Origin of the sequence: Asaia bogorensis (genome assembly GCF_900465345.1) — a bacterium.
GTDB lineage: Bacteria > Pseudomonadota > Alphaproteobacteria > Acetobacterales > Acetobacteraceae > Asaia > Asaia bogorensis_A.
Map to the genome: position 1 here is coordinate 247,629 of NZ_UEGO01000010.1, position 22,750 is coordinate 270,378.

The window sequence follows — 22,750 nt, forward strand, 5'->3', positions numbered from 1 at the left end:
ATCAGAGAAGCGCCTCGACAGCAGAGGCAATCAGCGCTTCCACCTTCTGTCCCGCGGCGCGCGCGGGGAAGCTCAGCGCCATACGATGGGCAAGAACCGGCTCTGCCAGTTCCGCCACATCATCGAGGCTGGGTGCCAGACGCCCATCGAGAAGCGCCTGGGCACGGCAGGTCAGCATGAGCGCCTGCGCTGCGCGCGGGCCCGGCCCGTAGAGCAGCGACGTGCCAATTTCGGGCTTGTAGGCCGTCTCGGGGCGCAGACCACGCACGAGGGTCAGGATGGCTTCAAGGACTTTTTCCCCTACGGGCAGACGCCGCACCAGGGATTGCGCCTCGATCAGATCGGCCGGGGTGAGAAGTGTCGGGGCGCTCGCTGTTACGGCACCAGTCGTCTGAAGCAGCATGTCGCGCTCGGCATCGCGCTCGGGGAAGGTGAGCGCAATACGCAGCATGAAGCGGTCGAGCTGGGCTTCAGGCAGGGGGTAGGTGCCTTCCTGCTCGATGGGGTTCTGTGTTGCGAGAACGTGGAAAGGGCGAGGCAGAGGGTGATTTGTGCCTGCCTGGGCCACTTCATATTCCTGCATGGCCTGAAGCAGGGCGGATTGCGTCCGCGGGCTGGCACGGTTGATTTCATCGGCCAGGAGAAGCTGCGTGAAGATCGGCCCGCGGACGAAGCGGAAGAAACGACGGCCGTTTTCGTCTTCGTCGAGGATGTCACTGCCCGTGATGTCCGATGGCATCAGATCCGGCGTGAACTGCACGCGGCGTGTATCGAGGCCCAGAACGCGGGCTGCGGTACTGACAAGAAGCGTCTTGCCGAGGCCCGGTGCGCCGATCAAAAGCGCGTGACCCCCGGAGAGGATCGTGACCAGCAGACGGTCGATAACATCGCGCTGACCCAGAACAACCTGGCCTATGGCCTGCCTGACGGCACCCAGCTGGGCGGTCAGTTGCTCGACGTAAGCGAGATCGGCCGGGTTTTCATCCGGGCGGTATCCGGCGGGGAAGGAAGAGAGATCGTTCTGGCTCATATTTGCCAATCTGACAGTTCCGGGGGTTTCATCAAGCCATAAGACGACCCAACTTGCAGCAGGAGACCAGATTTTTTGGACCGTGAGCGGAGAGAACCTTGAAGGACGGCGTGGTTAAACAGGCGACAGACGGCGCAGAGCGTTCTGCGACTCATGAAGCCGGGTTCCCGACCCGTGCAGGTTGCGAGGGCCGGTCATCCGCTGGTTCTGTTCCTTCCGGCATGGATCATGCCGGCGCGATGCGAGCGCAAGGGAGCGCAGATCCGGGCGCGTCCGATATCGGGCTTGCCCCGCTGGAAAGGACAGGGGGCGAGCAGGCACCCCGTGCCCTGCCTTTTGTCATCCGACGCGATGGGACGTGGCTGTATCGGGGCTCGCCCATACGCCGCAAGGAAATGCTGTGTCTGTTTGGCTCCATGCTGACACGTGACGCCCAGGGGCAGTTCTGGCTCAGGACGCCGACTGAGTCCGGTGTCATACAGGTGGAAGACGCGCCGTTTATCGTGAGGGAACTCGATTTTCGTGGTGGCTGCGGCCGTCAGCAAAATCTGTGTCTGCGCACCAATATGGATGAGCTGCTTTGCGTTGGGCCCGCCCATCCCCTGATTGTCGATTGGGACCATCCGCCATCAGAAGATTGCGCGGCCATACCCTATGTGCAGGTCCGTCGCGGCGAGGGCGACCAGCCCGTGCTCGCCCGGCTGTCGCGCCCGGTCTATTATGAACTCGTGGCACTTGCTGTGCCCGGCCATGTTGGCTGTCGCCCCTGCATGGGCGTATGGAGCCATAATCGCTTCTTCCCGCTGGCCCCCATGCCCTGATCGGGCTTGGCGTGGGGCAGCGGGCACGACAGCCGTTTTTTATTCTGTTCCGGAATCTGATCAACAGCCGTGTCTCATTTGAGCCTTCTCGACAAACTGCCTGATCGTTCGGGCCTTGATCGCCTCTGGCATATCTTGCCGCAGGCGCGTCTCGTTGGTGGATCGGTGCGCGATCTGCTCATCGGGCGTGACGCGGTGCATGACCTCGATCTGGCAACCCCGGAGCCCCCCGAGACGGTTCAGGCCCTGTTTGAAGCGGCGGGGATCAAGACGATACCGACCGGGCTGGCTCATGGCACCGTTACAGCGCTGATCGATCATGTGCCCTATGAAATCACGACTTTACGGCGTGACGTGCAAACGAACGGACGTCATGCCGAGGTTGCCTGGACGACAGACTGGCAGGAGGACGCAGCGCGACGCGATTTCACGATCAATGCGCTCTTCTGTGACCGTCATGGCGAGATTCATGATTATTTCGGGGGGCTTGAGGATCTTGCAGCGCGTCATGTGCGCTTTGTGGGCGATGCCGCCCGCCGCATTGAGGAAGATGCGCTGCGTATCCTGCGGTTTTTCCGTTTTCAGGCGCGTTTCGGGGGCACCGGCCCGCAGGATCGACCCGATGCGGAAGCGATACGGGCAATCACCAGCCATGCCGCCCTGATCGATGGGCTCTCCGCCGAGCGTGTGGCCAGCGAGATACTGCGTATTCTCACAGGGCCCAATCTCATGCGCAGCCTGCATCTGATGGCCGATGCCGGTATCCTGCCTCGCCTCCTGCCTTCGGCAGACTTGCCGCGTCTGGCCCGAGCACTCGATGCCGATGTGCCGCCCGATGACATCCTGCGTCTTGGGTTGCTGGCTGATACGCCGGATCTTGCCGAGCGGCTTCGGCTGTCTGGCAAACAGGCGCAGCGCCTTGCCCGTATGAGCCCGTCCACCCTGCTGCATGGTTTCGACGCGCAAGGGTATGAAACGCAGCACCCGTTGATCCTCGCGCCCTCACTGGGTGACCACGAGCTTCGCATGCTGCTGTCCTGTCATGACCGACAGACATTGACCGACCGCAGCTGGTTTGCACAGGCCGAGAGGATAGCCGATGTCTCGTCCGAAGCGTGGAACACATTGAGAGACAGGCTCGCACAGCTTGAGCGTCCGGTTTTTCCGCTGGCCGGGCGCGATGTGATGGCCGCTGGTGTGCGACCGGGGCCGGCCATAGGGGAGGCTCTCGCCCATCTGGCTGCCTGGTGGCGCAGCCAGGGCTGTCTGCCCGACCGGATGGCCTGTCTTGCCGAACTGAAAACGCGCCTGCCTCTTTCGTCACAAGGCGCAGGGGGGTAAACCGCAGGAATGAAAACAGCGCAGCCTGCAGCCCAGACCCCTTTGCGACGCATCGACCCGCAGGGGGTGCAGGGACGCCAGATGATTTTTCGCATCTGGCGTGAGGAAGTCCGTCACCATGTCGGGCGTCTGGCCGCCGTCGTGGTGCTTACGGTTCTGACCGCCGGGCTGACGGCCCTGTATCCGCTCGTTATCAAGCGCGCGGTGGATATGTTTGCGGTGCATGACCCGCGTATTCTCTATCAGGTGCCTGCTCTGGTGGTGCTGGTGACAGGGCTCAAGGCCGCCACGCAATATGGCCAGACCCTGTCCGTACAGGGGCTCGTTCTCGTGGTCATACGCGGCTTGCAGTCACGCATGTTCGCCCATGCTCTCACAGCCGATATCGCCCGTATCGAAAAGGAAGCACCCGCGCAGTGGGCTGCGCGCTTTACCACCGATGCGGTCTCGATCCGTGAAGCCATGATCCGCGCCGTCAATGCGCTCGGAGATGTCGTGACCGTGGTCGGTCTCGTCGCCTCCATGATCTATACCGACTGGGAGCTGAGCCTGATCGCGCTCGTGCTCTATCCGGTCGCCGCGGTGCCGATACAGAAACTTGGCAAGCGTGTCCGTCGTGCTTCGGGAGGTATGCAGGAGCAGATCGGTGAGACGGCGACATTGCTCAATGAGAGCTTTGCGCTGGCCCGTCAGGTGCGCGTGTATCGTATGGAGGATAGCGAAGCACGACGTGTGGATGGATCGCTGGATCTGCTGCACAACGCTTTCTGGCGGATTTCACGCGGGCGGGCGCGTGTCGATCCTGTGCTTGAGGTGCTGGGTGGCACGGCTATTGCTGCGGTGCTCGGTTTCGCCGGCTGGCGTGCCGCGATGGGTGGCGCGACGCTGGGCGATTTCACGGCCTTCATCGCCGCTCTTTTTGCGGCTTCGCGCCCCTTGCGCGCCCTTGGGTCGCTCAATGCGGCCCTGCAGGAAGGTCTTGGTGGGCTGGAGCGTGTTTTTTCGGTCATCGACGAACCGCCAGCCGTGGCCGAACGTACGGATGCGCGTCTCCTGCCGCCGGGGCATGGACGCCTTGTGTTCGATCAGGCCGGGTTCGTCTATCCCGATGGCCGCACGGGTTTGCGTGGCCTGAGCTTTGATGTGCGACCGGGCTGGACCGTGGCGCTGGTCGGTCCGTCCGGGGCCGGTAAATCTACGGCATTGTCGCTCATTCCGAGACTTCACGATGTCAGCGCGGGGCAGATTTTGCTCGACGGGGTGGATCTGCGTGATCTGAAGCTGTCCGAGTTGCGCGACGCCATTGCCTATGTCAGCCAGGACACCACGCTTTTCGACATGTCCGTGCTTGAGAACATTCGCATCGGTCGCCCCACGGCCAGCCGTGCAGAAGTCGAGGCGGCTGCCCTTGCGGCGGCAGTCGATTTTGCCGACACCTTGCCACAGGGGCTCGATACACGGGTTGGCCCGGGTGGTCAGCGTCTTTCGGGTGGGCAAAGGCAGCGCGTCGCGCTGGCGCGCGCGCTGCTGCGTGATCCGCGTCTGCTGCTGCTGGATGAGGCCACAAGCGCACTGGATTCAGAGAGCGAGGCCAAGGTTCAGGCAACATTGGCCGATCTGCGCCGTGATCGTACCACCATCATTGTGGCGCATCGTCTGTCGACGGTTAAGAGTGCTGACCTGATTATTGTCATGAGCGAAGGCGCGGCCGTCGAAATGGGTACCCATGCCGAGTTGCAGGCGCAGGGGGGGCTCTATGCCCGCCTTGTGCGCAACCAGTCGCTCGATCTGGTTGAGGCCGCACCGGAGGTCGTGCTGGAAGCCGCAACGCTCGAGATCATCGACGCACCCTGAGGCACTTGTCTACTCTGAGGGGGCGGGTGTGAGCCGGGGGCGCTGTTTCCCCCGATGACTGCCTCAGGCGCTCAGGCTCTTTATTGTCTGCGCTGGGCTCTGTTGAAGTTTCTAGACCGCTGGAGGGGCCAAAGCCGCTAGGGCGGGCAGGATCTGCTCGTAAAGCGGGCGCTTGAAGCCCAGATTATAGGTTGTCACGTCCTGAGGCCGGACCCATTCCCACCGGTCGAATTCGGCAGGTTCCGTGCCATCTCCTGCCAGATTGATGGCGCTGTCGGGTTCGGCCATGCGCATGGCAAACCAGCGTTGCGTCTGACCGCGATATCGTCCCCCAAGCGCCTTGCCGATCAGATGGGGGGGCAAATCATAGGGCAGCCAGCCGGGATAGCTGCCCAGAAGGGTGGCGTGACGAAGCCCGGTCTCCTCACGCAACTCACGATGGGCCGCTTCTTCCGGAGATTCGTTCTCGTCAATCCCGCCCTGAGGGCATTGCCAGACATCACGCAGATCGGTCCGTCTGGCGAGGAAGAGGGCACCCTCGCGGTTGAACAGCATGATGCCCACATTGGGGCGATAGGGAAGCGTGGCCGGATCGATCATGGCGTAGGGCTCGGATGGAGTTGAAGCGTCAAGCGGAAGATATGAAACCGGCCCCTCGAAAGGGGCCGGTGCCAAGAAAGATTAGTGCTGCGTGGAAGAAGAAGCCGGAGCAGGGGGCTTCTGATCCTTGCCCGCCGCTTTTTCCCCGGCGGCCTTGTCGTCAGTCGCCTTTTCCGGGGGCTTCGCATCGGCGGTTTTTGCAGCAGCCTTGTCAGCGGCCGGTTGCCCCAGAGGAAGGGCTTCATCAGGCAGGGATGCCATGGCGCGGACTACACGCAGCCCCTGTTGCAGTTGGAAGTCCGTCGCCGGCTTGGCCGGGTCGAAACGGGGCCAGTTATCCGCAGGCGCGTGGGGGATGCTGGCCGAGATGGAGGGCAGGTCGGTCCGTGTCGGGGCCTTGTTCTTGTTACCGCCCGTATTGGTGATGATATGGGCCAGATCGGCTTCACGATAGCCGTAGCCATCGTCGTCCTTGCTTTCCTTGACCACGATATCGGGCGCGATGCCCAAAGCCTGAATGGAGCGGCCCGATGGCGTGTAGTAACGCGCCGTTGTCAGACGCACGGCACCATGGCCCGGCACGGGGATGAGCGACTGCACGGAGCCCTTGCCGAAGGATTTCTCGCCCACCAGAACGGCGCGGCGATGGTCCTGAAGCGCACCGGCCACGATTTCGGAGGCCGAGGCCGATCCGCCATCGATCAGCACGACAATCGGCAGCTTGCCCGTGATATCGGTGCCTTTGGCATCCCAGCGACGGTTGTTTTCGGCGTGACGCCCACGGATCGAGACGATCTCGCCTTCGGGGATGAAATCATCGCTGACAGCAATGGCCTGATCGAGCTTGCCGCCGGGGTTCAGACGCAGATCGAGCACAAGACCCTGCAGCTTGTTGCCCGACTTTGCCTTCAACTTGTCATAGGCCTCATGCAGTGCGGTCTCGGTATCGTCGTCGAATTCGGAAATGCGGATATAGCCGATATTGCCATAAAGCGACGAGCGGACGACCTGCACATGCACGACCTCGCGGGTCATGGTGACCTTGAGCGGTTTGGGCTCTTTCGCGCGAATGATGGTCAGGGTGATCTTGGTGCCCGGATCGCCGCGCATCTTGGTCACGGCCTGGTCGAGCGTCAGACCCTCAAGCGACTTGCCGTCGACTTCGGTAATGTAATCGCCCGGCTTGAGCCCTGCACGCGAGGCAGGGGTGCCATCGATGGGCGAGACCACGCGGATATGGCCGTTCTGCTGCTGGACCTGCACGCCCAGACCGCCGAACTTCCCGCTGATCTGGATCTGCATCTCCTTGAACTGCTTCTCGTTCATGTAGGAGCTGTGGGGATCGAGACCGCCCACCATGCCATCGAGGGCGTTGTTGATCAGGTCCTTGTCGCTGACAGGCTCGACATATTCGGCCCGAACAAGGTCGAGCACGGTTCCGAACAAGGTGAGCAGACGCAGGGTTTCGCTGTGGTTGTCGGGGTCGGCCGCGACTTCCTTGGCGAAGGCCTTGCTGCTGATCATCTGCCCAAGGCTCGGGGCCATGGCGGCTTCCAACGCCGGACCGGCGGTGATTCCGGCCAGGAATGCCGTTCCGAGCAGCAGACCAGTGCGGAGCTTCATGCAATTCATCCCTTGAATCCGGTGCGGAGCCTGAGGCCCGGTGCCGATCCTGTTAGCGTCTGTCTTTCAGCGGAGCCTGAACACCAGGGTCTCCACCGCATTGAGAACCGAAATCTATAACGATATTAGCGCAGTCTGTCGAAACAATGCAGAATCGCCAAGAGGGGTTCTGGCGTCCTGTAAGGTTGCCCTTCAGAGATAGGGGCCGGGATCGATGATTTTACTTCCTGAGCGCAACTGCACGAAGAGTGCCCCGCCGCCACCGCCCATCGTGCCGAGCGCAGCATGGCGGCTGATAGTCTGCCCCGTCGAGACGGAAAGCCCTCCCAATCCTGAGAGCACGAAGCGGTAATGATGCCCGCAATCGAGAATGATCATGTTGCCGAATGACCGGAACGGGCCGGCAAAGTCGATCTGCCCGGCACAGGGCGCGCTGACAGAACTTCCGGCGCTTGCCTGATAGGTGATGCCGCTCGCCGGGCCGCTCTCGGTGGTCTGGTGCCACGCAGTCAGCACACGACCGGCTACGGGGCCATGTCCGCCGCCCCGTGTTACGCCATTGCCCGAACTGCTCAGGGCGCGGGCCTGTGTGCTGAGCGCACGCGCCTTTGCCTGCTGGTTCTGCCTTTCCAGTTCTCTGGCCTCGGCTTCCATTCGTGCCTTGATGCTGGCCTGCGCCTTGTCGATAGCTGTCAGCGCATCCTCGAGCGTCGCGGCCTTTGCTGTTGCGGCGGCGATTTCATCATGAGCCTGACGGGCTCGTGCCTCGGCCTCTGCCTGCTGGTGGGTGGCGGTTTCCATCCGGCTGGCGTTGAGATCGCGTAGAGCGGCCAGTTTGCGGCTCGCATTTCCGAGCGCTGTGTTGCGGTCTGCAAGTTCGTGAGCTGTCTGGTCAAGAAGTGTTTTCTGGCTGCGCAAATCCTCCGCCTGCCGGGTGGTCAGTCGTGTCAGCCCCGCAATCACGCTCAGGCCCTGAACCGCATCATCGGCCTGCCCCGAGAGGGCAACGACAGACGTGCCGGGATAGCGGGCAAGGCGCAGGGCGACAGGCAGAATGGTCTGGAGGGCGGCGCGGCGTCGGGCAAGCGCCAGACGCTGCTCGTTCTGTCTTGCCGTGAGTGAGGCGATATCGGCTGTCAGGGCGTCGATCTGCTTTTGCGTTGCGTCCAGTTCGTTCTCGGCCTGGTTGGTCAGGGCAGAGAAACGTCGGGCCTTCTGGGCCTGCAACGTCGCCTCCTGAGCGGCACGCGCCTGATCCTTGCGGCGGGTCTCGATAAGGGCCGCCTCATTGGCCTGGCGGGCCATAAGGGCCTTCTTGTCTGCAATGGCCTTGTCGAGAGCCTTCTGGTTGGCATTGCCCTGTTTCGTATGGGGTGTCGCCCCCGTTGCTGGCGATAACGCGGCCAGCGCGAGCCCAAAGCCCAGCGTCACGCTGACAAGGCAAAACGCCCTTGTGAAACGTGTTGCGCCGAATGGCGCAGCTTCAGGCGCGGCGGCATGGTGGGTATCGGCAGGAAAAGAGGAATCATCTCGTGATGTATCTCGCCCTAAGGGGTGCAGAGGCGCGAAGAGGGCGATGGTGCATCGCCAGTCGGAGGAAATCGGAACAGAAAGCGAGTGGGAGGCATCCTGAGACAAGCCCCCGCTCTGACCTGATGTCTCGCGGGGTTTTTCTCCCCGACGGTCTTTCAGACGGGCAGGATGAACCCGCCCGCCTGTGAAGTGCATTTTACCGAGGGCTGAACAGCCGGTCAGGAAGAGGCTCGCGACCGGCATGGTAGATTCAGCCGTTGATCAGGCACTTGCCGGTCATCTCGGCAGGCTTGGTCAGGTTCATCAGGGTGAGCAGCGTGGGAGCCAGATCAGCCAGACGTCCGTCATGGATGGCGGTGACACCCTTCGCACCGTGCAGCAGTACCGGCACCCGGTTGAGGGTGTGGGCCGTATGAGCGCCACCGGTAACCGGGTCGCGCATGGTCTCGCAATTGCCGTGATCGGCTGTGACGATCAGCGCGCCGCCCATCTTGTCGATGGCATCGACAATACGGCCGAGCCCGGTATCCACGGTTTCGCACGCCTTGATGGCGGCTGCCAGCACGCCGGTATGGCCCACCATGTCGGGATTGGCGAAGTTCAGAACGATAAGGTCGAATTTGCCGCTTTCGATGGCAGCCACGGCCTTGTCAGTCAGTTCCGGGGCAGACATTTCCGGTTGCAGGTCATAGGTGGCCACTTTGGGTGAGGGGACCAGAATACGCTCTTCACCGGGCAGAACAGCCTCGCGACCGCCATTGAGGAAGTAGGTGACGTGCGGATATTTCTCGGTCTCGGCCATGCGCAGCTGTGTGCGTCCAGCCTGTGAAACGACATCGCCCAGCAGGTGCTCCATCGATTCCTTGGGGAACATGACGCTCATGAACGGTGCCAGAGCCGAGCTATAGGCGGTCATGCCGCATACAGCGGCAAATTTGATGGTTTTCGTGCGCGCAAAGCCATCGAAATCGGGGAAAACCATCGCATCGAGCAATTCGCGGATGCGGTCGGCACGGAAATTTGCGGACAGGATGCCATCGCCATCCTTCATGCCAGCGTAGGACCCGATCACGGTCGGCTCGACGAACTCGTCTGTCACGCCCTGGGCCTGGCTGGCGGGCAGAACGCTTAATGCGTCATCTGCGTGATTGCCGGTTGCGGAGACGATCGCATCATAGACGCGGCTGACGCGTTCCCAGCGATTGTCGCGGTCCATGGCGTAATAACGGCCGCTGACCGTGGCGATGCTTGCGCCAGCCGGGAGGGCGGCAGCGAGAGTGCGGATGAATCCGTCGCCGGAATCGGGTGCAGTGTCGCGCCCATCGGAGAACACATGCACGGCCACGGGAATACCGGCCTGTGCCACGATCTGGGCGAGCGCAATGACGTGGTCCATATGGGCATGGACGCCGCCCGTGGAAACCAGCCCCATCAGATGGCAGGTGCCTTTGCTAACCTTGAGCGCGTCGATCAAGGCACACAGGGCCGGGTTGCTGGCCAGCGACCCATCGCGCGCGGCGCGGCTGATGCGTGGCAGGTTCTGCATGACGACGCGACCAGCACCGATATTGAGGTGACCGACTTCCGAATTGCCCATCTGCCCTTCCGGCAGGCCGACATCCTCGCCGCACGCCTTCAGATAGGCATGAGGGGAGCCTGCCCAGAGACGGTCGAAATTCGGCGTATTGGCCAGAGCTACGGCATTGTCCTCGCGGGTGGCGCTATCGCCAAAACCGTCGAGAATGACGAGCATGACCGGGCGCGGCACGCTGGAAGGGGATGCGGACATGAGTAGTCTCCTGCAATTTTGCGCCCATGATGCCGCATTTTGTGTGCTCTGCGAACTCTCCCCCGGCGGGTTCACGCCATTTTCTGGCTAAGAATGCTGTGAGTAGCGAATGGTGGCCACCCTGTCGGTATTCGCATGCTGAAGCATCAGGCCAGGGTGGCTCGTCATGAGGCGCGCCCCGTCAGCGCCGGGGAACCAGAAAGACACCGGTTGTGGAGGACTGATGGCGCAGGATCACTGCCTCACCGCTCGCGATGTCAATACGACGTATGTTCCCGCCCAGATCACTGACAAAAGCTGTTTTCTCCTGTGGGTCGATGGCCAGTCCAATCCCTTCATCCAGCCCACGGAAAATGACCCTGTGATTGCACAGGCCATCGGCAGTCACCTCGGCCACGTTGAGACTGTTCCCGTCTGGCGGCGCGCCACGATCCGTCCAGTAGAGACAGTTCGAAGCCGGGCAGAAATGCAGGTCGATAGGTTCAGGCAGGTGATCGGCCAGAAGGGTCACATCGTCACGTGAAGCAGGATCGGCCCCTTCGGGCAGGGCGAGCGCCATGCGGAATATGCGGCCCTTGCCTCCCTTGGGTGGCCCCTTCTGGGTCCAGTAGAGGTGTTGGCGCTCAGGGTCGAGCGTAATGCCCACGCAATGGCGTGTGATATCGCGTGTGTCTCTGGGGTAGGTGCCGTTCTGGAGCAGAACCTGCAAATCGGCGCCATCGAAACGGCTGCGCATGATGCGCATGCCCTCGCGATCGCACCAGTAAAGCCAGCCCGCCTGCGGGTCCGCCGCAAGCTGTTTGGGGGTGACGACAAGCCCGTGTCCAACCAGGACTTCATGAGCGCTGCCATCATGACGGGCGCGTTCTATGGTGCCATCGGCGACATTGTAATCGGCGCCCATATTGGTCCAGTAGATATGTGTCCGGTCGAGCCAGATGCCGTCGGGCGTACCCCATCGCGCATCGCACCGTGAGACGACAACACCCGTCTCCGTGAGAAGCGCCGTGATCTGGGGCGGATCGGTTTCCAGCGTGTAGAGCACGTCATAGGCATCGAGCGGGGCGGCCCCTGTTTCCTCGGCGTTGCCTGTGAGAGAGTGCGGATTGTTGCGGCTCATGATGCCTGCTCCTTGCTGATGGCACCATAAAAACCCTGCACGCAGCGCCCGCCAAGACGCGTTTGCGCGATCACGGCTTGCGTCCCCCGCTCTTAAGCCAATGGAGCGAGGGCAGGCATGGATAACTTTGCGAAGACCTTCGGCTGTGGTCCGGAAAGTGTTCCGTGTGGGGATAGTTATAAGGCGGCATTATGGCCCGCAGGCGGATGATACCGCGTATCCTTCAGCGCACTCGCCCTGCAGCCTCAAGCCGGGAGGGCGGTCTGAGGCAACTGGCAGTGCGGTTGGATGAAACACCCTGGAAGCGGCGCGTTGAGACGCCATATCCTGTGGGCCCGAGCGGGATTTCTCCCGCATGGCCGATGATTTGCAAAGGAAGCGTCCCCATGACCGACGACACCCGAGAAAGCAGCGCAATGCCCAGCTGTGGCCTGCCCCTGACCGCCGAACAACATCGCGTCTTGCGTGAGCATGGCACTGAACGCCCCGGCTCAAGCCCGCTGAATGATGAGAAGCGTGAGGGTGTCTATTACTGTGCAGGCTGCGGCGAGGCGCTGTTCGATTCAGATACCAAATATGAGAGCGGCAGCGGGTGGCCGTCCTTTTTCAAACCCCGCGATGGCATGACTGAAACGACGGTCGACAAGACCCATGGCATGACACGCATCGAGGTACATTGCGCCAAGTGCAAGGGGCATCTTGGCCACGTGTTTCCAGACGGGCCAAAGCCGACAGGGCTGCGTTTTTGCATGAATGGTGTGGCGTTGCGCTTTGAACCAAGCTGACAGCGCAACGAATTCACGCTAAGGAACGCCTCATGACTGCCCTTCCTTCCTCCCTGGTCGTGCTTGACCACCCGCTCGTTCAACACAAGCTGACGCGCCTGCGTCAGGCGTCGACCTCGACTGCAGGCTTCAGGCGGCTGACGCGCGAGCTCAGCCTTCTGATGTGCTACGAGGCGACGCGCGACCTCAGCACCGAACCGGTCGAGATCGAGACGCCCCTGGAGCGCATGGAAGGCCGTCAGCTTTCCGGCAAGAAGCTTTGCTTCGTGTCCATCCTGCGTGCAGGCAATGGCATCCTTGACGGGATGCTGGACCTGATCCCGGCAGCCCGCGTTGGCCATGTCGGGCTTTATCGCGACCACGACACGCTCGAAGCCGTTGAATATTACATGAAGCTGCCCGAGGACGTGGCCGACCGCGAATGTATCGTGGTCGATCCGATGCTGGCGACGGGCCATAGCGCCGCAGCGGCCATTGATCGCATCAAGGCGAGCGGCGTGCGCAAGATCATCTTCGTCTGCCTTCTGGCTGCACCCGAGGGGGTGATCTGCCTGAATGAACGCCACCCCGATGTGCGTATCGTGACATGTGCCGTCGATCGTGGGCTGGATGAAAAAGGGTATATCCGCCCGGGGCTCGGTGATGCAGGCGATCGTCTTTTCGGGACACGCTGAGCATGACGGGCGAAGATATCGATGAATGGCTCGATAGCTGGATCGAAGCCCACCACCAGAGCTGGGGTGAGCCCTCGCAGGCTGTCGCGGCCTGTCTCGCCGCTGCGGAAAAAAGCGGCATCAGCCCGCGTGATCTGAACGACGCGGCCAATGGTGATCTGGAGACCTATCTTCAGGAAGAAGCCGAAGCAATTGCCGAAGCGTCAGATGAGGCGCCCGAAGGCTTTTGACAGCACCTTTAATGGAGAGTTCCTGAACCTGCCCGATCCGGGCAGGTTTTTTTGTCTTCCGCCCCGCCGTACACAGGTAGAGCGAACGTGATGGTCCTCTCCCACCGGTGATGAGCAGGGGAAGAGGGCAAGGGACACAGGATGTTATTTCCCCGTGCTCTTGAGCGGTGCGGGGCCGCGGATTATCTGCACCATATCCTGCGGTCTCGCCCAGTGATGGAAGGCATCCTGAACCTGAGCGGACTTCATGTCATAAACGGCCTGAGCGCGCTTATCGGGCTCGTCCAGCGACAGATCGAGACCGATCAGTGAGAGATACTGCCCGGCAATGCCCCCGAAGCTGGCCCGTTCCATCGGAATGGCCCGCAGGATCGAGGCCTTGGCGTTCAGCAACTCATCATCGTTTACGGGATGGGTCTGCATATCGCGGACGTTACGCAGGGCAGCATCGCGTGCCCTGAGGGTCTTGTCGGGATCGGAACCGTAGGTGATCACGAAAGCGCCGCGATTGACCGACCAGCCGAAATCGCTCCCGGTTGTATAGACCATACCGGTGCGCACGCGCAGATCCTGCATGAGACGTGAGGAGAAGCCGGAGCCGAGAATCTCGTTGCCGACCTCAAGCGCATAGCGGTCCGGGTTATGGATGCCGCCGGGAACGGTCTGGGCGAGATAGACAGAATCCTGAACACGGCCCGGATCGTCAATGACAGCCTGAGACGGCTTGTTCAGCGGGCGGTCCGGCAGGTCGACGGCAGGTTTCGGGCCGGTTGCCTTCCATCCTGCAAAGGCCTTCTCGACCGCATCGCGCGCCTTTTCGGGGGTGATGTCACCGATGACGAAGATACTCGTCAGATCGGGACGATAGGCTGCCTTGTAGAAATTCTGGACGTCGGCAAGCGTGATGGAGGACAGCGTCTGTGGGGTGGTTTCACGCAGTGATGGATCGTTTGCCGGTGCAAGGGCTCTGGTCAGGGCGCGCTGGAAGCGATAGCCGGGCGACTGCATCACCCCGGCCTGCGACGCCACCGCCTGCTGCTTGAGAATGGCAAAGGCCTGCGCCGGGAAAGCCGGATGGAGCTCCATCTCGGCAAGAAGGGACAGCGTCTTCTCGAAATTGGGTGTGAGCGTGCTGAGAGAGAAGGAGGTGCCCCCATCGGCATCGGAGGCTAGATCATCCAGCGCTGCTGCCATGGCAAGGCGATCATGGGTCTTGCTGCCATAAAGGAACAGATCGCCCGTCAGACCGGCCACACCGTCCTTGCCCTTGGGCTGTTGCAGGTCGTTGTTATGGCGGATGCTGCCATAGAGCACGATGGTATGGCTGACATGCTCGGGCTGGACCAGCAGGGTGATGCCATTGCTGAGCGTGTATCGTGTCGGCTGGGCAAGCGGCTTGGGGGCTGGCAGATCGGCCAGTGCTGTCGCGGCCCAGTCGGGCAGGGCAATGTTCTTGCCCGGCGGCGGCAGGAGGGATTCGGGTCCCTTGTTGCTGCTGATATTGGGCGATTTCCCTCCAGACGGCGTCAGGATACCGGTCACCGCATGGTCTGGGTCGAGGATGGTTGCCGCAAGCGCATTCACCATCTGGGGTGTGACGGCGTTATAGGCTTTGACCAGCTCGGCAGGGGATTCCAGGCCATTATAGGCGAGGGCACTGGCCCAGCTCTGGGTCAGATCGGTTACGCTGTTGGCGTTGTATTCGAGCGCTGCGATTTCCTTGCGCTTGGCGGCCTCGACGAGTTCGGCAGGCACACCCTTGCTGCGCAGGGTTGAGAGGATCGAGCGTATTTCGCCCAGAAGGGCCTCGGGGTTCTGCCCCTTGGGGAAAGCGGCAAGCGCATTGCCAACCCCTGCCTGCTTGCGGGCATTATAGGAAAACTCGGTAGCCAGCGCCTTGCCCTGTGGCACAAGCGCAAAAAGCGCCCCACGCTGGCTGCCAAGCACATCGGCCAGGATCTGTGCCGTTGCCGCATCGGGGCTGCCGGCACCGGGCATACGAAAACCGATGCTCAATATGCCCGTGGCATAATCGCTATCGAGCGTGATAGTGCGGGGCTTGACCGGGGCCGGGGTGATGACCGGGCGTGCTGGCAGCTTGCCCGCTGGAATGGCACCGAACTGTGCTTTTACCTTCTCGAGCGTGGTCTTGGGATCGACATCCCCCACGATCAGCAGGATGGCGTTATTCGGCTGGTACCAGCTGTCATAGAAGCCGCGCAGCAGTTTGGCATCGGTCTTGTCGAAAGACTCGCGTGTGCCAAGGGCGTCATGCTCGTAGGGTGTGCCTGCGAAAAGGGCGAGGTTTTGCTGGATGGTAAAGCGCTCGAACGGCATCGACACATCACGCGCGACTTCCTGCTCGATGGCACCGCGCTCATGCGACCAGTCAGCGTCGCTCAGCAGGACGTTGCGCATACGATCGGCTTCGATCCTGAGCAGCACATCCAGATAATGAGACGGGGCCTGAAAATAATACTGGGTTGTATCCTCGGTGGTGAAGGCGTTGCTCACATTGCCGATACGGGCGCTGACCGTCGAAAGCTGGTCACGGCTCAGCCCTTTCGACCCGTTGAACATCATGTGCTCGAGCGCATGAGCGGTACCGGGAAAGCCTGCCGGGGCAGAAGCGGAGCCCGCGAGGTAGATCACCTGTGTCTGAACGACAGGGGCCAGACGGTCGGGCACGATGACAACCCGCAGACCGTTGGAGAGGGTCTCACGCACTGCGCTATCCATTGCCGTCGCGCCATGCGAGGTTGGTGTCCCCTCGGTGCGGCTCGCAGATGTCCCGCTCGGGGAGGCGCCGGTAGCAGCGCCCTGCTGGACCGTCGCTTCGGCAGCCATCGAGGGTGCTGAAACCGCGACAGACAGCGTCGGGGCAACAAGCAGGCTGGACGCCAGTAGCGCCTTACGCAATGGGGGCAGCACGGACATTCATAACTCCCTTGGGGTCTCGTTCAGTCAGGCGGATCGACATGGAATGACACTATGTAACGGACGCAGCGTAACAGCTTGGCATGATCTGTCCATGCCGTGTGCCTGTGTGGTGCCGCCCAGTGATGGGCGTCTGGCGGGCCGCCTGGTCAGCGCGGCGGTTCCAGTGGCCAGTCCTGCCGAGCCAGCGCATGCGGCGTTATGATGTAGAGCAGGGCCACGACAACGATGGCGCCCAGGGGCAGCAACCCACGCCACCAGAAAGCACTCTCGATCATTAAAGCTGTGCAGGCCTGAAGCACGATGACAACGCCGCTGATCGTGAGAACCATATTGACGGCAGGCCGGTTAAGGCGGGCGGAGAGCAGGCCAAGACATGGCACGCATACGGTCCCAACCAGAAGAATACCCGCGGCAAGCCCCCATATCAGGGAATGGAAGAGGGGAAGGTTTTTGCCATACCAGCTCACCAGCCCAAGCCACAGGCCGGACACGCCTCCGGCAAAGACGGCCGTCATGAGGTGAAGCTGAAGCAGCTTGCGGGTAAAGGCTGCCTTGTCGCCAAAGGGGCAAAGCGCAACGAGAAAGGGCCAGTCCGTGCGCTTCTGGAATTTCTGGCAAAGACCAAGGGCCACGAGGAGCGTGGCCTGTCGGGCATAGCCGGGTAGGCTGTGGCGGAACGCATCAATTGTCGGAAGATGACCGTCCATGACCAAAAGCATAATGGCGCTCAGCGCAGCGAAAATCAGGGTGCCGCCAATCTGGACGAGGGCGACGATCACAGGTCGTGTTGTCAGGAACTGGTCCTGCAGCGGGATATGTGGCAGAAAGCCTGGCCGCCACATGAGGCAGGAAATGACAGGCTGCAGCAGCCTTGGGAAATGATCCCTACCGACCAAGCCGGTTTCCGGCAGTGGGTCCAGGCGGTAATCGCGAAACCGGTATTCGTACAGGGCAATGCCCAGACCAGCCAGGAGCAACCCGAGCGCTACGGGCCAGGGGGCAGTAAAGATCAGAAGCTGGATTTTTGGGACCAGCAGCAGAATGAACCCGATACGCGAGACAATACGCCGCATGATGCGCGTGGCGCGCCGCATCGCTTTGGGGCCTGTCTGATCCGCGCCCGACCACAGGGCCAGAGCCAATGCCTCGACGGAAAGCGTGTTGAGGAGTTGGGCCCCCATCAAAAGGGGCGGGGCGCAGAGAACGGTGAAGGCGATGGCGATAATTGCGTGGACGGCGCAATACTCACCGTGTTGCAGGCGAGGCAGCATGAACGTGACGGGTGAGCGTATCTGGCGCCAGTAATGGGTGTTGACGGAACTGAACGCACTCAGCAGCAAGACCCACCATGCGGACATGACAAGGTTGACCAGCACCGGCAGGCCATCGACATGCGGTGGCGCCAGACGGAGCCAGACCGCTATACTATAGCATATGACGGCATAAAGCAGTCCGAGCAGAACCATGGGATTTTCGCGCAGGAAAATCGGTGAGGCGTAGAGCCTCATGGCGCGCAGGGTATCCCTCATCGCGTCATTGCCAGAAAGAAGGCTTCCAGATCGCCGGGTAGCGTTGGCAGGCCAAGAGCTTCATGGGCGGGTGTCCAGCCTTCAACCCAGACACTTCCGTCAGGAAGATCGACAAGAACGCGAAGTCCGTGATGCGCGTCGGGCCATTGGGCGAGATGGCGGATATGGCTGTTGAATTGGCAGGAATCGACCGTACTGATGATCTGGCCCTTGTTGAGCGTCACAAAGCGATCGCAGATCCGCTCCAGATCGGAGATGATATGCGAAGAGAGCAGCACTGTTGCGCCGCGCTGCTTCACGGTTTCTGCCAGCAGGGCGATGAAATCGTGGCGGGCGAGGGGATCGAGGCTGGCAACGGGTTCATCCAGCACAATAAGATCGGGTGAAAAGCGCAAGGCCAGCACGATGGCCAGACGCTGTCTTTCGCCCCCTGAGAGAGCCGAGATACGCGATTTCGGATCAAGACTGGCCCATTGCGACCAGCTTTTATCCTCGCATGGCTGCGTTGTACTGCCTGCGTCTGCTCGTGGTTGGCTGTTATGGAAGGCCGCCAGATAGTCGAGCAATTCCTGAACGCGAAACCAAGTGAGGCCGGTCATTGTCTGCGGAACGAAGCCAATCCGCTCACGGAGTGATGGGGTAAGCGCATCCGCTGAATGGCCCCAGACCCTGATCGATCCGGAATCCGGTTGCAGCAAGCCAAGCAGGCAGCCAATCAGGGTGGTCTTGCCTGCGCCGTTGGGGCCAAGCAGAGCCGTAATACTGCCTTGTTCCAGATTGAGAGAGACCTGATCCAGCACGCGCCTTGCGCCGTAGCTTTTGGAAAGACTCTCTATCACAACTGGAAACATGACGATCCGGCCACCCTGTATAGCGTCGATTGACTGCGATCTTGTTCCATATTGTTCCGTTAGAAAACCGATAAATGGAGTCGGTTGAGCCGGTTTGTTGGAAATCACGCCTCCTGTGCACGGGCTGAACATCGAGCAGGAGTTGGGCCTTTTGGCTTTCGGGCAGAGGCTCATCTCCCGGCCACTTATGTCCAGGCGAACCACGCCCTGAACTTGCCATATGGCTGATGATCTGTACCGGACGAATGAGCGTATTCTACTCGATTGTGATCATGACGCGCGCCAGAGTGAGCCTGTGTCTGCCCGGGTCTGCTTTACGGTTGGGGTTGTTTCAGGCTGCGACACGGAGCGCTGTTTGCAGCGTGAGAGGGCGCACTTCACCCTGTAGTCGTAACCTTGCACGGTGAGGCGAAGAAAACAGATGCGTCCGCCGGAGCGGCGCGGTAAGTCAGCGTCATGTCCTTTGTCGAACGCGTCAATCAGGCCGATCTCTGGCTGCTCGATAAGATCTTCCAGCCTGTATCCGACAGGTTGCCCGAACGGCTTTCTGCTGCCGAACTGGGGATGAGCCTTCAGCTTGGTGCGATCCTGTTCTTTCTGGCAGCCATTGCCATTCTGATCTTCACGGGTGCCACATCACTCAGCGGGTCGATGTTCAACATCCTCAACTGGGTGCTGTTCGTCTGCTTCTACATGGCGATCCAGCGCATGCGCCCGCTGGTACGTGCTGGTCAGGCCAACCCGCTGCGCAGCTTCCTGCTGGGCATGAGGCCGCTCGGTATCGTCTGGCTGGGGGTATCCCTGTGGAATGGCGTGTCGGGCAGCGGCCTGATCATGCTGGTCGATCTGTTCATCAACATTACCAACCTAATTTTCGTGATCGGGCTCTATTTCGTCTCCTGCCAGCCACGCCCTCCGGCACGCCGCACGAGCAAGAGCCGCGCCCATCTGACCCCCATCATGGGCGGTGTGCAGGATTAGGGGGCAGGACTGAGCGAATTCACGTCCGCACAGTGCGGTTAAGTCACTGACGCACCGCATTTGATGTACTGGATCCTGGGATTTTGCCGCAATCGAGAGTGATGCTTGGATGCGTTGCGATCAGTATGCAGTCGGCGAAAACTGAGCGGATGAACTGTTCAGGTAAATCACGACAAAAAAATGTTGATCTCACTCGCTATGAAAAGATGCCTCAGTATAAGGTAGAGTTTCTCCATTCATAAGTCTGGAGATCCGAATAATAAAAATGGCCAAGCTAGACGGGAAGCCGATAAGCGCTGCGGATACCATCGCTTATCGAGAGAGGACCGGGAAAAAGGGCTATATCTATGCCTGCCCGGAATGTGGAACGCCGGCAAGAATTCACAAGGATGCCGATCAGGAGGGGCATTTCGAGCACAAGACGCGAGTGGAGAAATGTTCCCTCTCGCATGTGCCCCGCTGAAGGCTGAGGCCGACGCGCCTTATCGTGCATAAATCTGGTGAGGGGCGTTGCGTCTATACGCGCAATGGCCTGAGACATCTCGCAGCGCTGGGCTGTTTCGCTTTCGATCCTGCCGCTTGTAGAGCCTAGCGCAGGAAGACCGAGCGATCGACACGTGGGACATCGACTATGGAATGGATGAACTGCGTTCCGGCAATGCCGATAAGAATGCCGACCGCAAAGCCGCACCAGATCAGGGTACTGGAGAAAGGCTTGCGCGCATCGCGTGCCAATAGCTTGGACTGGATTTCAGCGCGAGATTGCTGGGTCTGATACAGCTCTGACCGCACGGATTCGAGACGGGCACGTGAATTGCGCAACTCAAGGTCCATCTGACGCAGATTGTTGGTGAGTGTCACAATCTGCTGTCTGGCCGCCAGTACGTCAGGGCCGCTCTCTGCCTTGGTGGTTCGTGGCCTGGGCTTGGCGCGTGGTGGCGGGTTGGGCGCAATGGCGACAAAGAGGTTCTTGAGGGCACCGCCTGTCGTGCCACTCTTGCGCGCACGCGAGCGCAGCGCATTGAGCGCGGCGATGGACTGCCCTTCCTGTTCTTCAAGAACCAGAGCGAGGATATCCGAGAGAACCTTGAGTTCCTTGGGGTCGAACGAGCCGGACATCAGCCGATCATGCTCTCCAGATCATCATCGTCATCACCCGACGCTGTCGGCCGTGGGCTGGCAGCGCGGCGCAACCGGTCCATGATGGCGAGGCCAAGGCCCTGGCGGGGCACAGGCATGGCGGCGATGGTCTTGAGGCCACGCCTTTGTCCCTCGCCATCCAGAAAGCGCAACCCGGCAAAGAGGCGCGAAGCAGCCTCCTCAAGGTCGCTGCGCTCGCTGAGGTTGTAAACCAGCCCCGCGCCGCTCAGGGCCGGGCCGAAGGCGAGAAGCGCCTCATGCTCATCCACGCTTTCGGCGCTCAGACGGACCGGAAGGCCGGGCGCATAATGCGAGGCAAGCATGCCGGGGGAGGAGGGAAGCTTGGTAGCGTAATCGTCCGGATTGCGGATCGTGCCGCATACGGCTTCGAGCTGTTCCAGCGTGATGCCGCCCGGACGCAGCAGGAAAGGCACCTCGCGAGAGAGGTCGATGACGGTGCTTTCGAGCCCGACCGAGCAGGGGCCGGAATCGAGAATGGCGTCGATACGACCATGCATGTTGCGCAGCACATGAAAGGCATCGGAAGGGCTGACACGCCCCGACGGGTTGGCCGAAGGGGCTGCCACCGGCTGGCCGACAGCCTGAAGCAGTGCCAGAGCGGTCTTGCCGCGCGGAACGCGCACCGCGATGGTTGGCAGACCGGCCGTCGCCAGATCGCAGATGGTTGAGCCGCTCTTGCGCGGCAGGATCATGGTGAGGGGGCCCGGCCAGAAGATCTCGGCCAGACGGCGGGCCATGTCATTGGCCTCGACATGCTCGAATGCCGCTTCCGCGCTGGCGAAATGACTGATGAGCGGGTTGAACCGCGGCCGGTTCTTGGCGGCAAAGATATGAGCAACGGCAGCGTTGGACGTGGCCAGCGCGCCCAGGCCGTAAACCGTCTCGGTCCCGAAAGCCACGAGCTTGCCCTCAAGCAAAAGTGTCGCGGCGCGCTGGATGGCGTCAGGATCGGCCTTGAGAATTTCTGTCATGCGTCCTGCCCTTGTGTGGCGTGGCGTCCGGTGCAGAGAAAGGGCGGATTGAACCAGCCCGGCTTGCCGTAGCGCAGGGGCGCGCCTTTTTCATCGAGCACATGGCCGCCTGCGGCTTCGACAATTGCCTGCGGGGCGGCGGTGTCCCATTCCATGGTCGGGCCAAGGCGGGGATAGAAATCGGCTTCACCCTCTGCGACACGCGCGAATTTGGCGGCCGAGCCGATATTGCCTAGCGTTCCGATTTTTCGTCCGGCAAGCCATTCCTTGAGGCGCGGGTCATCGGCGTAGTGACGCGAAGCCAGGATACGCAGCCCGTTCTCGGGCGGCACGACCGCAGCAATGGAGGTCATCCCCTTGCTGTCACGACGCCATGCACCTTGCCCCACAAGACCGGTATAGAGTTGCCCATAAGCGGGAAGGGCCATCGCCCCGAGAACAGCCCGGTTGCGATAGATCAGCCCGATATTGACCGTGAAGTCGTCACGTCCTGCGGCGAATTCGCGCGTTCCATCAAGTGGGTCGACAAGCCAGTAGATCTCGCCCGGCTCCGCAAAGGCGCCATTGGCAATCTCCTCCTCACCCACAGCCGGTATATCAGGGCGAGCGGCACGCAGCCCTGCCAGAATATGGCGCTCTGCCGCCTGATCGGCCTCAGTTACCGGCGATTGGTCCGCCTTGATGATTGTCTCGAAGCCCCGGTCGCGAATTTCGTTGATAAGTGTGGCGGCCTCATCGGCCAGGCGAGCGGCGAGGGCAAGCAGGGCTTCAGCATCAGGGGGAAGGGCTTCGGTCTGGGTCATGGATCCGGCTTACCCGAAGTTCAGGATATCGTCATGAGCAAAAAGAGGCGCTGACGCGTTGTTTTGCGCGTCGCTATTGTCCGGCCTGGATTTTGCCTGAGCACGCCCCGCGTG

At 61.3% G+C, this 22,750-nt stretch carries 20 protein-coding genes; 8 read left to right on the forward strand and 12 right to left on the reverse strand.

Annotated elements, in window-relative coordinates:
• Window position 1 precedes the first annotated feature (1 nt).
• Window positions 2-1,030, reverse strand: a complete 1,029-nt coding sequence (locus ED655_RS04820; RefSeq protein ID WP_122038841.1) for an AAA family ATPase — start codon at window positions 1,028-1,030, stop codon at window positions 2-4.
• A gap of 239 nt (window positions 1,031-1,269) precedes the next feature.
• Between ED655_RS04820 and ED655_RS04825 the strand changes: the two genes are divergently transcribed.
• From ED655_RS04825 to ED655_RS04835, 3 genes are all read left to right on the forward strand, one after another.
• Window positions 1,270-1,851 carry a DUF1285 domain-containing protein gene (locus tag ED655_RS04825; RefSeq protein ID WP_122049247.1) on the forward strand — a complete coding sequence of 194 codons (582 nt, stop codon included), beginning with the start codon at window positions 1,270-1,272 and terminating at the stop codon, window positions 1,849-1,851.
• 69 nt (window positions 1,852-1,920) lie between these two features.
• Window positions 1,921-3,192 carry a CCA tRNA nucleotidyltransferase gene (locus ED655_RS04830; protein WP_122049180.1) on the forward strand — a complete coding sequence of 424 codons (1,272 nt, stop codon included), beginning with the start codon at window positions 1,921-1,923 and terminating at the stop codon, window positions 3,190-3,192.
• An 81-nt stretch (window positions 3,193-3,273) separates the two neighbouring features.
• Complete coding sequence (locus ED655_RS04835) at window positions 3,274-5,046, forward strand: ABC transporter ATP-binding protein (RefSeq protein WP_231944689.1); 1,773 nt, start codon at window positions 3,274-3,276, stop codon at window positions 5,044-5,046.
• Window positions 5,047-5,157: 111 nt separating this feature from the next.
• Here ED655_RS04835 and ED655_RS04840 read toward each other — a convergent pair whose 3' ends face one another.
• The 5 genes from ED655_RS04840 to ED655_RS04860 form a co-directional block, all read right to left on the reverse strand.
• Complete coding sequence (locus ED655_RS04840; RefSeq protein WP_122049181.1) at window positions 5,158-5,646, reverse strand: RNA pyrophosphohydrolase; 489 nt, start codon at window positions 5,644-5,646, stop codon at window positions 5,158-5,160.
• 81 nt (window positions 5,647-5,727) lie between these two features.
• The gene (locus ED655_RS04845; RefSeq protein WP_023978958.1) at window positions 5,728-7,269 is read right to left on the reverse strand and encodes a S41 family peptidase; all 1,542 of its coding nucleotides are present in this window, start codon (window positions 7,267-7,269) and stop codon (window positions 5,728-5,730) included.
• Between the two features lie 192 nt (window positions 7,270-7,461).
• Window positions 7,462-9,045 (reverse strand): murein hydrolase activator EnvC family protein, encoded by a 1,584-nt coding sequence (locus ED655_RS04850; RefSeq protein ID WP_122049182.1) that lies wholly within the window; start codon window positions 9,043-9,045, stop codon window positions 7,462-7,464.
• 7 nt (window positions 9,046-9,052) lie between these two features.
• Entirely contained in the window at window positions 9,053-10,591 is a 1,539-nt protein-coding gene (gene gpmI / locus ED655_RS04855; protein WP_122049183.1) for a 2,3-bisphosphoglycerate-independent phosphoglycerate mutase, read from the reverse strand.
• Window positions 10,592-10,772: 181 nt separating this feature from the next.
• A complete protein-coding gene (locus tag ED655_RS04860) occupies window positions 10,773-11,711 on the reverse strand; it encodes a YncE family protein (RefSeq protein WP_122049184.1) in 939 nt (312 codons plus the stop codon).
• A gap of 386 nt (window positions 11,712-12,097) precedes the next feature.
• Here ED655_RS04860 and msrB point away from each other — a divergent pair, with 386 nt between their 5' ends.
• From msrB to ED655_RS04875, 3 genes are read left to right on the forward strand one after another with little or no spacing between them, the layout of a single operon-like run.
• On the forward strand, window positions 12,098-12,496 hold the full coding sequence (gene msrB / locus ED655_RS04865) for a peptide-methionine (R)-S-oxide reductase MsrB (protein WP_122049185.1): 399 nt from the start codon (window positions 12,098-12,100) through the stop codon (window positions 12,494-12,496).
• A gap of 32 nt (window positions 12,497-12,528) precedes the next feature.
• Window positions 12,529-13,170, forward strand: a complete 642-nt coding sequence (gene upp, locus ED655_RS04870; protein WP_023978953.1) for a uracil phosphoribosyltransferase — start codon at window positions 12,529-12,531, stop codon at window positions 13,168-13,170.
• Window positions 13,171-13,172: 2 nt separating this feature from the next.
• Entirely contained in the window at window positions 13,173-13,400 is a 228-nt protein-coding gene (locus ED655_RS04875; RefSeq protein WP_122049186.1) for a hypothetical protein, read from the forward strand.
• A 144-nt stretch (window positions 13,401-13,544) separates the two neighbouring features.
• Here the strand turns inward: ED655_RS04875 and ED655_RS04880 are convergent, their stop codons facing one another.
• From ED655_RS04880 to ED655_RS04890, 3 genes are all read right to left on the reverse strand, one after another.
• Window positions 13,545-16,337 (reverse strand): M16 family metallopeptidase, encoded by a 2,793-nt coding sequence (locus ED655_RS04880; protein ID WP_122049187.1) that lies wholly within the window; start codon window positions 16,335-16,337, stop codon window positions 13,545-13,547.
• Between the two features lie 149 nt (window positions 16,338-16,486).
• Window positions 16,487-17,869, reverse strand: a complete 1,383-nt coding sequence (locus tag ED655_RS04885; RefSeq protein ID WP_122049188.1) for a hypothetical protein — start codon at window positions 17,867-17,869, stop codon at window positions 16,487-16,489.
• Window positions 17,866-18,720: an ABC transporter ATP-binding protein gene (locus ED655_RS04890; RefSeq protein WP_122049189.1), complete on the reverse strand. Its 855-nt coding sequence runs from the start codon at window positions 18,718-18,720 to the stop codon at window positions 17,866-17,868. The genes ED655_RS04885 and ED655_RS04890 overlap by 4 nt, the downstream gene beginning before the upstream one ends.
• Window positions 18,721-19,176: 456 nt before the next feature.
• Between ED655_RS04890 and ED655_RS04895 the strand changes: the two genes are divergently transcribed.
• Both ED655_RS04895 and ED655_RS16185 read left to right on the forward strand, forming a co-directional pair.
• A complete protein-coding gene (locus ED655_RS04895) occupies window positions 19,177-19,701 on the forward strand; it encodes a hypothetical protein (protein WP_062164143.1) in 525 nt (174 codons plus the stop codon).
• A 265-nt stretch (window positions 19,702-19,966) separates the two neighbouring features.
• Window positions 19,967-20,164: a DUF7830 domain-containing protein gene (locus ED655_RS16185; protein WP_475647872.1), complete on the forward strand. Its 198-nt coding sequence runs from the start codon at window positions 19,967-19,969 to the stop codon at window positions 20,162-20,164.
• A 125-nt stretch (window positions 20,165-20,289) separates the two neighbouring features.
• Here the strand turns inward: ED655_RS16185 and ED655_RS04900 are convergent, their stop codons facing one another.
• The 3 genes from ED655_RS04900 to ED655_RS04910 are packed head-to-tail and all read right to left on the reverse strand — an operon-like array spanning window position 20,290 to window position 22,636.
• On the reverse strand, window positions 20,290-20,820 hold the full coding sequence (locus ED655_RS04900) for a hypothetical protein (protein ID WP_122049190.1): 531 nt from the start codon (window positions 20,818-20,820) through the stop codon (window positions 20,290-20,292).
• Window positions 20,820-21,833 carry an L-threonylcarbamoyladenylate synthase gene (locus ED655_RS04905; protein ID WP_122038827.1) on the reverse strand — a complete coding sequence of 338 codons (1,014 nt, stop codon included), beginning with the start codon at window positions 21,831-21,833 and terminating at the stop codon, window positions 20,820-20,822. Before ED655_RS04905 ends, ED655_RS04900 begins: the two co-directional genes overlap by 1 nt.
• Window positions 21,830-22,636, reverse strand: coding sequence for a 3'(2'),5'-bisphosphate nucleotidase CysQ family protein (locus ED655_RS04910; protein WP_122049191.1), 807 nt, complete (start codon window positions 22,634-22,636; stop codon window positions 21,830-21,832). The genes ED655_RS04905 and ED655_RS04910 overlap by 4 nt, the downstream gene beginning before the upstream one ends.
• Between the last annotated feature and the right edge of the window lie 114 nt (window positions 22,637-22,750).

Coding starts and splice junctions, on each gene's coding strand:
- ED655_RS04820 (WP_122038841.1), bottom strand. CDS start 1,030: ATGAGCCAGAACGATCTCTCTTCCTTCCCCGCCGGATACCGCCCGGAT.
- ED655_RS04825 (WP_122049247.1), top strand. CDS start 1,270: ATGCGAGCGCAAGGGAGCGCAGATCCGGGCGCGTCCGATATCGGGCTT.
- ED655_RS04835 (WP_231944689.1), top strand. CDS start 3,274: ATGATTTTTCGCATCTGGCGTGAGGAAGTCCGTCACCATGTCGGGCGT.
- ED655_RS04840 (WP_122049181.1), bottom strand. CDS start 5,646: ATGATCGATCCGGCCACGCTTCCCTATCGCCCCAATGTGGGCATCATG.
- ED655_RS04845 (WP_023978958.1), bottom strand. CDS start 7,269: ATGAAGCTCCGCACTGGTCTGCTGCTCGGAACGGCATTCCTGGCCGGA.
- ED655_RS04850 (WP_122049182.1), bottom strand. CDS start 9,045: ATGCCGGTCGCGAGCCTCTTCCTGACCGGCTGTTCAGCCCTCGGTAAA.
- gpmI (WP_122049183.1), bottom strand. CDS start 10,591: ATGTCCGCATCCCCTTCCAGCGTGCCGCGCCCGGTCATGCTCGTCATT.
- ED655_RS04860 (WP_122049184.1), bottom strand. CDS start 11,711: ATGAGCCGCAACAATCCGCACTCTCTCACAGGCAACGCCGAGGAAACA.
- msrB (WP_122049185.1), top strand. CDS start 12,098: ATGACCGACGACACCCGAGAAAGCAGCGCAATGCCCAGCTGTGGCCTG.
- upp (WP_023978953.1), top strand. CDS start 12,529: ATGACTGCCCTTCCTTCCTCCCTGGTCGTGCTTGACCACCCGCTCGTT.
- ED655_RS04875 (WP_122049186.1), top strand. CDS start 13,173: ATGACGGGCGAAGATATCGATGAATGGCTCGATAGCTGGATCGAAGCC.
- ED655_RS04880 (WP_122049187.1), bottom strand. CDS start 16,337: ATGTCCGTGCTGCCCCCATTGCGTAAGGCGCTACTGGCGTCCAGCCTG.
- ED655_RS04885 (WP_122049188.1), bottom strand. CDS start 17,869: ATGAGGGATACCCTGCGCGCCATGAGGCTCTACGCCTCACCGATTTTC.
- ED655_RS04890 (WP_122049189.1), bottom strand. CDS start 18,720: ATGTTTCCAGTTGTGATAGAGAGTCTTTCCAAAAGCTACGGCGCAAGG.
- ED655_RS04895 (WP_062164143.1), top strand. CDS start 19,177: ATGTCCTTTGTCGAACGCGTCAATCAGGCCGATCTCTGGCTGCTCGAT.
- ED655_RS16185 (WP_475647872.1), top strand. CDS start 19,967: ATGGCCAAGCTAGACGGGAAGCCGATAAGCGCTGCGGATACCATCGCT.
- ED655_RS04900 (WP_122049190.1), bottom strand. CDS start 20,820: ATGTCCGGCTCGTTCGACCCCAAGGAACTCAAGGTTCTCTCGGATATC.
- ED655_RS04905 (WP_122038827.1), bottom strand. CDS start 21,833: ATGACAGAAATTCTCAAGGCCGATCCTGACGCCATCCAGCGCGCCGCG.
- ED655_RS04910 (WP_122049191.1), bottom strand. CDS start 22,636: ATGACCCAGACCGAAGCCCTTCCCCCTGATGCTGAAGCCCTGCTTGCC.